12 protein-coding genes are annotated in these 11390 nt (G+C 34.0%); 1 reads left to right on the top strand and 11 read right to left on the bottom strand.

Annotated features, from left to right (window positions below):
* Window positions 1-275: 275 nt before the first annotated feature.
* The 6 genes from ACVYAD_RS10660 to ACVYAD_RS10635 all read right to left on the bottom strand — a co-directional run bounded on the left by ACVYAD_RS10660 (window position 276) and on the right by ACVYAD_RS10635 (window position 5733).
* On the bottom strand, window positions 276-404 hold the full coding sequence (locus ACVYAD_RS10660) for a hypothetical protein (RefSeq protein ID WP_349659519.1): 129 nt from the start codon (window positions 402-404) through the stop codon (window positions 276-278).
* A gap of 29 nt (window positions 405-433) precedes the next feature.
* Window positions 434-1333 (bottom strand): hypothetical protein, encoded by a 900-nt coding sequence (locus ACVYAD_RS10655; RefSeq protein ID WP_476426323.1) that lies wholly within the window; start codon window positions 1331-1333, stop codon window positions 434-436.
* 431 nt (window positions 1334-1764) lie between these two features.
* Window positions 1765-2379, bottom strand: coding sequence for a response regulator transcription factor (locus tag ACVYAD_RS10650; protein ID WP_349659508.1), 615 nt, complete (start codon window positions 2377-2379; stop codon window positions 1765-1767).
* A complete protein-coding gene (locus ACVYAD_RS10645; protein ID WP_476426334.1) occupies window positions 2363-4576 on the bottom strand; it encodes a sensor histidine kinase in 2214 nt (737 codons plus the stop codon). Before ACVYAD_RS10645 ends, ACVYAD_RS10650 begins: the two co-directional genes overlap by 17 nt.
* Window positions 4577-4659: 83 nt before the next feature.
* Window positions 4660-4818, bottom strand: a complete 159-nt coding sequence (gene comX, locus ACVYAD_RS10640; RefSeq protein ID WP_349659316.1) for a competence pheromone ComX — start codon at window positions 4816-4818, stop codon at window positions 4660-4662.
* 12 nt (window positions 4819-4830) lie between these two features.
* A complete protein-coding gene (locus ACVYAD_RS10635; protein ID WP_476426322.1) occupies window positions 4831-5733 on the bottom strand; it encodes a polyprenyl synthetase family protein in 903 nt (300 codons plus the stop codon).
* Between the two features lie 400 nt (window positions 5734-6133).
* Here ACVYAD_RS10635 and ACVYAD_RS10630 point away from each other — a divergent pair, with 400 nt between their 5' ends.
* Window positions 6134-6751, top strand: coding sequence for a hypothetical protein (locus ACVYAD_RS10630; RefSeq protein ID WP_349659318.1), 618 nt, complete (start codon window positions 6134-6136; stop codon window positions 6749-6751).
* 254 nt (window positions 6752-7005) lie between these two features.
* On the opposite strand, the gene ACVYAD_RS10625 is transcribed toward ACVYAD_RS10630, so the two are convergent.
* The 5 genes from ACVYAD_RS10625 to ACVYAD_RS10605 all read right to left on the bottom strand — a co-directional run bounded on the left by ACVYAD_RS10625 (window position 7006) and on the right by ACVYAD_RS10605 (window position 11050).
* Window positions 7006-7320, bottom strand: a complete 315-nt coding sequence (locus ACVYAD_RS10625; RefSeq protein WP_079562489.1) for an antibiotic biosynthesis monooxygenase family protein — start codon at window positions 7318-7320, stop codon at window positions 7006-7008.
* 1 nt (window position 7321) lies between these two features.
* Window positions 7322-8332: a siderophore ABC transporter substrate-binding protein gene (locus ACVYAD_RS10620; RefSeq protein WP_476426319.1), complete on the bottom strand. Its 1011-nt coding sequence runs from the start codon at window positions 8330-8332 to the stop codon at window positions 7322-7324.
* Between the two features lie 63 nt (window positions 8333-8395).
* Window positions 8396-9157, bottom strand: coding sequence for an iron ABC transporter ATP-binding protein (locus ACVYAD_RS10615; protein ID WP_349659320.1), 762 nt, complete (start codon window positions 9155-9157; stop codon window positions 8396-8398).
* The gene (locus ACVYAD_RS10610) at window positions 9154-10107 is read right to left on the bottom strand and encodes an iron chelate uptake ABC transporter family permease subunit (protein ID WP_349659321.1); all 954 of its coding nucleotides are present in this window, start codon (window positions 10105-10107) and stop codon (window positions 9154-9156) included. Before ACVYAD_RS10610 ends, ACVYAD_RS10615 begins: the two co-directional genes overlap by 4 nt.
* Window positions 10100-11050 carry an ABC transporter permease gene (locus tag ACVYAD_RS10605; protein ID WP_349659322.1) on the bottom strand — a complete coding sequence of 317 codons (951 nt, stop codon included), beginning with the start codon at window positions 11048-11050 and terminating at the stop codon, window positions 10100-10102. The genes ACVYAD_RS10610 and ACVYAD_RS10605 overlap by 8 nt, the downstream gene beginning before the upstream one ends.
* Between the last annotated feature and the right edge of the window lie 340 nt (window positions 11051-11390).

The raw sequence follows: 11390 nt of genomic DNA, 5'->3' as shown, positions 1-11390 counted from the left end.
CATTAAGGGGCTGTAAACTTTAAATAATTAACTGCCCCTAAATGCCCGATTGGTGAAGACTAATAATCAGCGGGGTAAACCTCCCCACTGATTTAAGTTTCACTTTATCCCGCATTAAGGGGCTGTAAACTTTAAATAATTAACTGCCCCTAAATGCCCGATTGGTGAAGACTAATAATCAGCGGGGTAAACCTCCCCACTGATTTAAGTTTCACTTTATCCCGCATTAAGGGGCTGTATAATTTAGAAATCAACTGACCCTTAATGACCGGTTTCTAACCTACCGTATTCCCTCTTTCTTGTGGTATGACAAAGGATTTTCCTTCTGCTTTATTAAAATAATTTGAAAGAGCTAATGCAACGACAAATAAGATTGCAACGATAGGTATTATTTTTCTAAACAAAATGTACACATCCTCATTTTCGATTTGAATTATTTTAATAACACTGGATCGAATAACCAATCCTTCGGTCCAAAGTTTCTATCCTTCTCTCCTCTTACCTCACGGGATATATTATTTTTAATAATTAGTTCTCTAAACTTTCTACTGAACAAAGTTTTTCGGTATAAATATCTTCCGTCATGGCTCCATTCTGCCGAGAGGAAAATATCATTTTTTATATTGGTTAAATCTTCGCGATGATAAGTATCAGGACCATTAATTACCCCACTTAATCCGCAACGACATGGAGGCTGCTCTGTCGCAAAATACAATTTAACTCTTTCAGTGCTAGATTCCGGCAATACTTGTGTCGGTATAATTTGAAAAGCTTTTCGCTTCCCTTCTCCCGGTCCTTGATGAATAACCTCTAAAAGTTCAAAGCCTTTAATATCTTCTTGTTTCATTAATGTCGCTAATTCCTGTGAAGCTACCCAATATCCGCTCACATGAACTAGATGACGATCTTTCATTTCCGTAGTATCTATCACTAATGGTGAAAGTTGTTCTTTTTCCATTAGTCCACAGTACTGGCAATGGGTACTTAAAGAAAATAAAGTTCCTTTATCATCTATAAACATATCAGGGGAGTTACCTGCCGAATTTAAGGTAAACAATGAAGCTTGCTCATATTCGCTATCTGAAAAGTCAAAGTAAAAGCGTTCCCCAATAGAAACAATTCCTAATTCATGTTCCAATGATTTATATAGTGCCGCGACATGTTCGTATGTTACATCATCATTTAATGTGAAAATAGGATTAAATGATGCCTTTAAATTTCTCTTTCTTATTTCAGGCGCACCGACGAAAATACCATAGCGATTATAAACTTTAATGACTTGATCTTGACTAGATTCATCTATAGAAAATAAATTTTCAAGTTCTACTTTCAAAATACACGCCTACCTTTATATAAAGTTTTATGGTGAAGTATGTTGACTGGCTAGTAACTTTTAAAAAATCTACAATCTCTACTTTATTCTTAGATAACTAGGCTTTTATCGAAATCTTATATTATCGTATTACTTACTATAACAAATCTACTTAACCACGATTAACTTAAGCGTACCAGTACTTACACCGATATTTCAACGTTGGATTTACGCCAATTTTTTGGCGGTCTTTGACCCAATTCTTGGCGTGATTTGGCGGACATACAAAAAATACCGCCAAAATTTGGCGGTATTAAACGAAAATTTTAGATACTTAGACTTATAGTTTAGGTATAATTAACTAAATTAAATTATGGTATTTTAAAACCACCTAAACTCTCCCTTTTTATAGAAAAATCTACCAGAGATGATGATTGTAACATACAGACAATCTATAGTAAATTCATTCTTTCTGCAAGATTCACAGCGTCTGTCCTTGAATCTACATTCAATAAAGAAAATAGCTGCGTTAAATATCTTTCAGTTGTTCGCTGAGGGATATTTAATTCTATAGCAATCGCTTTATTCGTATGTCCTTCTGCAATCAATCTTAAAATTTTCTTTTCTTTTTCATTTAAGTGTATATCAAGTTTTGCATCCTGCAATTTAAATTTATTATCGAGAAAATCCAAGAAATTTTGAGGTAACACAATCTCACCATTTGCAATGGCTCGAACAGTTCGTAAAATTTGCTCCTTAGACGCTGTTTTAGCTAAAATCCCTTCTATTTTCCTCTCTAAAATAAGTGGATAATAATCAGTAATATCATCACCAGTATAAAGGATAATTGAAGCATTTGACTGGATAGCTTTAATGTTGCGTGCTAAATGTATGCCATTCTCTAATGGCATATTTATATCAATTAAGTAGATATCATACGGTTTGTTTTTAATTCTCTGTATGACATGAGTCGCATCACTTTCTGTATCAACTATAATATCATCATTTTCTTGAAATAAATTTTTCGTTCCCTCTAACACAATAGGGTGGTCATCCACTATAAGCATCGTAATCAAGTGTATCACTTCCTTCTTTTACTGTAATTCTAATAAACATCCCTTCATTAACCTGTGAATCGATGTAAAACTGCCCGTTAAAGGCCTTTACACGCTCTTGCATACCTTGAATTCCCATTGACTCTCCGACAATAATATCATCTACATTACAGCCTACCCCATCATCCTTATAGATGATTTCAAAACCATCGTTCATTTCTTGTAAACGTATTTCAACTGTTGTTGCATAGGAATGTTTTAAAGCATTGTTGAGTAATTCTTGAAACAGTCGATAAATCATTAAATTCATACGCTCATCTTCTAAATAAAGGCGATCTATCGTATAAATTAATTTAAAACTAGCTCTTTCTATTACTTTACGAATTAACTTTTCTAACGCAGCGTTTAGCCCTAATGTATCTAATAATGGAGGTTTTAAATTTTCGCAATACGCTCTTAAATCATGTAAAGACGTAATCATCTGTTGATGAATTTTATCAAGTTTTTGCTGAATATCAGTTGTATCTTTCGCATTAACTAGGACATCAACCTCTCGGGCAATATGGAGCTGCTCTTGCAAATTGGTATCATGTAATTCTTGAGCTAATTGATATTTTTCCTCTTCAAATCTTAACCATAATAATTTGCTTAACCAAGGTAATTGACTATCATCTACCTGTCTCATATGCCTTAGTTCCTCTAACAGCTCTTCTACCATCTTTGTATTTTCAATAAAATTGTTTACATATAATAAAAGCAATTCAAGCCATAGAAGTTCTTCATCTTTTAAATGAATCGAATTTTTATGTTCCAATACTAAGGCTCTTTTATAATGAGCATCTTGATGGAGGAAGGCTAAGTAGACTTTGTCGATTCTCCGTATTTCTCCTAATTTTAAATCCTCTATTAGCGCTGGATTAGTTGAAAGCCTTCCCTCAACCGTTGAAGTAAATTGATTTGTGTCATAGTTATAAGTTAATACAAATACATTCTCTAGCTCAAGATGTAATGAAACCTCTTGTGCAAACTTCTCTAGAAGCTCATCTATTTTAATCGTTTTACCAATCCTATCGACAGCAGTGTATAGCTGGTGTATATAATCCCCTTTTGTCGAAAATAAAATTTTTCGCTTTCGATAATCTACCTTCTCTTTTATGTAAAAAAGGACAACTAACGATGTAAAAGTAAAGAAAGAAACACCTGATATTACAGGTATAGTTAAATATTTTCCGGCAATGCAATACAAACCAACTATAAACCATACAGTAAATATTAATGAAAAAATCATATAATACCGAAGTCTTGTAATATGGTATTCAATATCAAATAGCCGCTCTGCTAACTGTGTAAAAATAAAACTAAACGGAATTAGCAATAAAAATAGAGCACTAATTTCAGCTGAAAGTATAGATTGATGAAATAAAATGTTAGGGAGCGCATATAGAAAAAGGAATGGCAGAAACGGAATCATTATACTAATTAATAAAACTTTTAACTGAGGCGATTTATATTTGAAATAGCTTAGCAATAAAATACTAAGTATGATAATAAGGAAAATGAGGAACACCGTTAGTACAATATTCGAAAGTAAATTATTAATAGCAGGGTAAATAATGCCCATACCGCCTAGTATCATTGCTACCACAGGAAGAATATAAAATAATTTTATATTGTTAGAACGTAACCAGTTTGTTTTTAAAAATGTATAATAATTTCTTAAAAAATGGAGTAGTAACACTAAGCATAGCAACATGCTACCCCGGTTAACGATTACACCTATACTGTTAAGGCCGCCGGATGCACCGATGCTAACATAAGCAATGGAAACAGTGAGCATAAATAAAATAAGCAAACATAAAAGAGATGTATTTTTTTGTTTAAAATATAAGTAAAACACAATAATCAATGTTAAAAAAAAGTAACCGGATGGTATTACCAATAAATAATAAAAAAATTGCTCTTGTAAATCTGTTTTACTAATCCTCACATCAATTATTTGTCCGTTAGGCTTCATAATTGTTAGTGAGCTTGCCGTACGTAAAACATGATCATGTTTTACATTAGGGACATTCTCTGTTTGGATGTTATCTACACTTAAAACAACATCTCCTTTAGTAATTCGATTTCCATCCGCTAATTGTTTATTGTATGAATTAGTTGCTACCCATTCCCCATTTTCTTCTTTTAAACCTATAGTCAAAAAATTCATGCTGTAAGTGACATATAGTAGGTAAGAACCTAGCAATATGTAAATACTTATAGCAAGTAGAAACCATATACGTTTAATTATTTTCAGTTCCAAAATACGTTTTCTAAGCATACTATTTCTTCAAATGAGTCAAGTATTGCTTTTTGCTCCATAGCTGAAATTCCAATTAATGAGGCTTTTTCTTCTTTTATTAGTGTAACTAGTTCATGGTTCTTTTCTAGATGTTGAATTACATTAATCATATTAATCTCTCCTCATTTCATTAGTTTTTTTAGGTAGTCTGTATATACTTCATTTATAGCTACATTTTCAAGAACATTTAATGCTTTTAACTTATAAACATTTTTAATAGTAATTGCATAACGTATCGCACCACCATTTGTCAACTCGTTTTTCGTAGCATTATTATCTAAAAATGCATCTATATTGTCATTATAATAGCTTATAACAGACTTTGAAACATCATTTTTCTGTGATAAAAGATAAATAATAGGCAATGAGTATCTTTTATTTAGCAAATCATTTTTAGATCCCCACGTTTTTAAACTTTGAATATCGTTTTTAATTTGTTGGATAATACCTATGTATTTCCCATACTCGTTAACATCAGAAGATGTCTCGCCTTTTGCAAGTACTTCACCAATTAAGCAACTCATTGCTGTTAAAGAACCTGACTTTTGTTCAATCATTTGTAAATAGGATTGCTCATCTCTACAAGTATTAAGTAAATCTAGTTGCTGACCATTTATACTTCGTAATGCATAATCATCAAGTATTTGAATAGCTGCACTTTTGTGTTCAAAGGAAGTCTCACGTATAGTTCTAGAAGCCATCACTAGCATAGCTAACGCAACATTTAATGATAATTCAGGTGTTTTAGTCCAACTGTAGTCTGAATCCTTGTCCTGCAAGTCATCGATGATATCAAACGATAAAATTAAAAGTTCGATAGCTGCGGCAACTTTATAGATGTCCTCGTTCAAACAATCTACAAATGCTTCGTAATGCCCATAACATAGCTTACCAAATGAATAGCCAACTGCCTTTTTTTCTTCCTTAAAAATCTTTAGCATCGACCGTAGTTCATGACCTATCAATAACTCGTTTTCAATTAGAATATCCAATGCTTCATTAATTTTTTCGTCAAGCTCCTGCAATAGTCCTCTCCTCCCACAAGTATGTTATCAAATAGTATACAGATTAATGGGAAATAATACTAGAGATTAAAATTATTAGGGAATATTTTACATATAATAATGACGGAAATACCGCCAAAAAATGGCGGTATTATATTATTGACCGCCATTTTTTGGCGTAAACCCACCATTGAAATGGCGTCCTTATCGATGATACGCTTAAATAGGCTAAGATCATTCGCATCTGTTCGTAATATTTTGATTTAATCAAGTTAAAAGCTTCATCGTCAAATATTAGAAAATAGAATTGAGACCGTATGCAATGTACTGAATAAAAATCTCTTAAGTTATCAAGATGGCCAGCTAGGAATCATTTAAATCTATTAACAGGGAAATACTCGAAACACAGGGAGTGATTGAAATGAAAAATGACGTAAATGAAAATGTTTTAATACTTACAGCTAATTTCTCCTGTACAATTTCTGTTTCTGAAGAGGAAATCACGATTAAAAAACCTTCGAAAGAACAGCAATGTATAGAGCAAATAATTGTTGAAGCCGAGCAACAGGCTTATAAAGAAACATTGGCAGAGTATAAAAGCAAATCTACATTTTCAAATTTTATTTGCAATATTCCTGGATTTGAGGATACTTTTCAGCAAAAGCTAGACGCTTTTATTGAACAATATGGAATTAAAAGAGTATCTGAAGAAAATCAATCTATAGCACCTTTAGTAAGTCCATTTACTTCTGGATTAAACATACATACACCTATAATCTATACGTTTCCAAGCTTTTGTATTATAAATGCTAGAGGCAATTGCTCTAGCATTTATAATAGAAATGCCGCTGTCGGCTTACCTGTTTATCTCTATAATTCAGAAATAGAAATGTCCTCTTTAGGGAAAAATAATACTGCTGTAAAGGAAGCTAATTATGCACCCAAACATTTTACCGAGGTCTCCATTAGTGATAATGGTATTTCTTTTAATATTACGACAGCATTTAATGCATGGAATAAAGCGTCCATTAAGCATTAAGAAATAAAACTACATTGGGATGGCACGGTTATAAATTTGTGCCTCCCTTCTTCCTTAATAACGTTTTATGTGTCATTTCAATGCTTCTATTCATCACTTAATTTTTCTATTCGCCACTCTGACTTCTTTCCATCTCGCTAGCCATTCTTTCCTTCGCTCTCTGTCACTTTGCCTATCTATTGTTTTTTCTACGAGACCGTACGTATTCGTATAAAAAAGGTGCCTCAAATGGACTTTGAGACACCTCTAAATTATTAACCTTTTACATAATAAACTTCTTGTCCGCTTTCGATGATGTGATCAGGCTTCGGTTTACCAGCATTTGCTTTATGACCAGCAATATGCTCCGGGCTCTTCTCCCAATTTTTCCATGCTTCTTCTGATTCCCATCGAACCACAATTAACACTTCTTCATCACCACGTCGTACTTTTTTCAAAAGTACTTGCTTATCAATAAAGCCTGGCTGTTGTTCAAGTAATGTTGGACCATCTTTTTTAGCACCAAAACGTTCAACTACTTTATCGGAATTCCCTTCCGTAACGACAATACGTTTAATTTGTACAAACATATTATTTAAACGCCTTTAAAATGTCATCAGCTTTTTGTGTTTCAGAAGTTAAACCGCCACCAGATAAATACCAAACTTGTGGATCTAAATAGAAGATTTTACCGTTTTTCGCAGCGTTAGTAGCACCAACGATTTCGTTTTCAATTGCAGCTTTTGTACCAGACTCACCATCTGGAGTTACAGCAGCATCACGGTCAACTACGAATAAAACGTCTGGGTTTGTATCACGAACATATTCAAATGATGCGTTTGAACCGTGTGTAGAAGCTTCAATTTTTTCATCAGCAGCTTTCACACCATAAACATCATGAATTACACCGAAACGCGAACCAGGACCATATGCAGATAATGCACCTTCAGAACCTAGTACGATTAAAGCTTTTTCTTTAGCTGAAGCTGTTGCCGCTTTAACTTCCTCTACTTTTGCTTCGTAAGCAGCAAATGCATCAGCAGCTTCTTTCTCTTTACCAAAGATCTTACCAGCTAATTCAACGTTAGCTTTGAATGATGGCATGAAATCTTTTGCATCAACACCTACGAATACTGTCGGTGCAATTTTAGATAACTCATCGTAAGCTGCAGCTTGACGACCAGAGATGAAAATAATATCTGGGTTCATTTCAGAGATTGCTTCAAAATCAGGTTCTTTTAAAGCACCAATATTTACGTAAGATTTATCAGCATATTTGCTTAAATACTTTGGAACTGATTTTTGTGGTACACCTGCAACTTTAACGTCTAAAGCATCTAAAGTATCAAGGAAACCATAGTCAAATACAACAACTTTTTCTGGCACTTTATCAAGAGTTACTTCTTTAAATGTATTTTCACCTTGTGTGCTACCTGGAATTGTAATTGGATAAGCTGTAGCTTCTTCTTTTTGCGTCTCAGAAGGTTTGCTATCAGTTGAAGAATCTTTCTCTTCTTTTTTTGCTTCGTCCTTAGAACCACAAGCAGCTAATACTAATAGCATCATAGCCATTAATACAGTTAGTAATTTCCAATTTTTCATTGTAAAATTGCTCCTTTAAATTTAATTTATAGTTAATAGATGGTTATCCCATCTTTACTATTTTTAAGAGTTGAAATACACACAAATGCGACATCCATTTTGTTCTTGAACAGGAATATCCATATCGTAGATTTCTTTAAGTGCATCAGGGTTGATAATGTCATTTGTTGGACCATCTTTGACAACACGACCATTTTTTAATGCAACAATATGATCAGAGTAAACGGAAGCAAAGTTAATATCGTGTAATACGATGACAACCGTTTTTCCTAACTCATCCACGAGCTTACGCAAAATTTTCATGATTTGCACAGAGTGCTTCATGTCTAAATTGTTGAGCGGCTCATCAAGCAAAATATAGTCTGTATCCTGTGCAATAACCATTGCGATAAATGCACGTTGACGTTGACCGCCGGATAATTCATCCAAATAATTGTGTTGAATATCCTCTAAATTCATATATTGAATTGCTTCATCTACTTTTAGTTCATCCTCCGGCTTTAAATTACCTTTTGAATAAGGGAATCGCCCGAATGAAACAAGCTCACGAATTGTTAAGCGTACATTCATATAGTTCGACTGCTTTAAAATAGATACTCGCTTTGCAAAGTCATCTGATTTCCAACGACGTACATCAGACTTGTCGAGTAATACTTCTCCAGTATCTGCATTAAGTAAACGGCTTACCATTGAAAGCAATGTTGATTTACCTGCACCATTTGGTCCAATAAAAGATGTTATTTTCCCTGGTACAACGTCGACACTGACATCTTGAATGACCGGTTTTTTCCCAAAGTACTTGGAGAGTTCTTTTACTTGGATCATCCTGCTGACCTACTTTCCTTCAATAATAAGTAGATGAAGTATACGCCACCTACGAAGTTTATAATAACGCTCAGGGTTGTATCGAAGTTAAATATACGTTCGACCATCCACTGTCCACCGACTAAAGCTACAATACTCATTACACAAGAACCTATGATGATCACAGAGTGCTTGTACGTCTTAAAATATTGATACGATAAATTTGCTACGATTAAGCCAAAGAACGTAATAGGCCCAACTAGAGCTGTAGACACGGCTATTAACACCGAAGATAATATGAGCATACGCTGTACAAGCTTATCATATGGTACCCCTAGGTTTATGGCTGTATCCCGACCAAGAGACATTACATCTAGTTGGTTCATATGACGCCAGCCATAAATAAAGGTGATGATGATGGCAACAGCTGCAAGCCATACTAAATCCGAATTGACATTGTTGAAGCTTGCAAACATTTTACTTTGTAAACTTAAAAATTCATTCGGATCTATTAAAACTTGGAAGAACGTAGTTACGCTTCCTAAAAACGTTCCGACAATCATACCGACAAGCAGTAAGAAATAAATCGGACGCTTACCTTCCTTGAACAATACGCGATAAAAAATTAACGCAAAGATAACCATAGCTGAAACAGCTAGTAAGAAATTGTATTTGGCATTAATGACGAATATCGACATAGAGCCAAAGAAGTAAAAGATGAACGTTTGAACCATCATATATAATGCATCAAGTCCCATTACACTTGGCGTTAAAATACGGTTATGTGTAATCGTTTGGAAAACCACCGTCGAATAAGCAATCGCAATTCCGGTTAACGACATTGCAAACACTTTAATGAGACGACGTGGGAACGCATAATGAAAGTTACCATTAAGTTCATAAAATACATACAGTAAAATAGATGCTACAGCCAAACCTAGTAAGATCAACATTTTTGTACGGTTACGCATATGCTTTCCCCCTAAATAACATAATTAGGAAGATTGCACTTCCGATGACACCGACAGTCATACTAATCGGAATTTCATAAGGGAAAATCAGTACACGCCCTATAATGTCGCAGAATAACAAGAACGACATTCCTAGTAGTGCGGTATGAGGCAATGTCTTAGCAAGATTATCCCCTTTGAACAGCGAAATTATATTTGGAATGATTAAACCTAGAAACGGTATCACACCAACTGTCAGTACTACCGTTGTCGAAATAAGTGCTACTAACACTAAACCTAGATTCACAATGAATTTATAGGAAAGACCAAGATTTTTTGCAAAATCCTCCCCCATTCCTGCCACTGTAAAGCGGTTCGCATAAATGTAAGCTAATATAAGCACGGGTACACTTATGTATAAAAGCTCATAACGACCTTTCATCATTAATGAGAAATCTCCTTGTAACCACGCAGAAATGTTTTGGATAATATCCGCCTTATACGCAAAGAAAGTTGTAATTGAAGAAAGGATATTCCCAAACATTAAGCCAATAAGCGGTATAAAGATCGCATCTTTAAACTTGATTCGATTTAATATTTGCATAAACAATAATGTGCCGGCTAAAGCAAATAGGAAAGCGAAGGAAATTTTTTGAAAATACGTGACGTTTGCGAAAAACATCATCGAAATTAGAACCCCCAACTTCGTAGCATCTAATGTACCTGCTGTCGTTGGTGACACGAACTTATTCCTACTTAAGCTTTGCATAATTAAACCAGCAATACTCATACCTGCACCTGCTAACAAAATTGCTACAAGTCTCGGTATACGACTAATAATAAATAGTCTAGTTTCTTCTGATTCGAAGTCTAATAGATCACTCGGTTTAATATCAACTACTCCGATAAATAGTGAAACTATAGACAACACAACAGTTGCTGTTAAAAGATATCTTTTTTTCATTGTAATCCCCGGTAGATTCATTTTTGCTCGTAATAATCATTGAAAATGATTATCATTACTCACGATTCTCATTATAAGCTCGTTTCCATTCTCAGTCAACCTTCCATTGAGAATTATTCTCGTTTTATTTGAGAATCTTTAATAACACGAGCTTTCTTAATGGAATTCTTATTTATTTGGTTCCTCAAAGTTAAATATCTCTACTTTTTCGTCACAATAAAAAGGTAATTGAGAATAAAATACTAATTTTTTCTCAATCACCTTTTAAATCAATTGATAATTGCGTCCGGAGGCTTTGGGCCAATAAATGTCTTTTGTGCGAAAGCGAAGCGGACAACAA

This window comes from Lysinibacillus sp. G1-3 (assembly GCF_056322905.1).
Note: the sequence above shows the minus strand (reverse complement) of the source record. Positions and strands in the feature narration are given on the sequence as shown.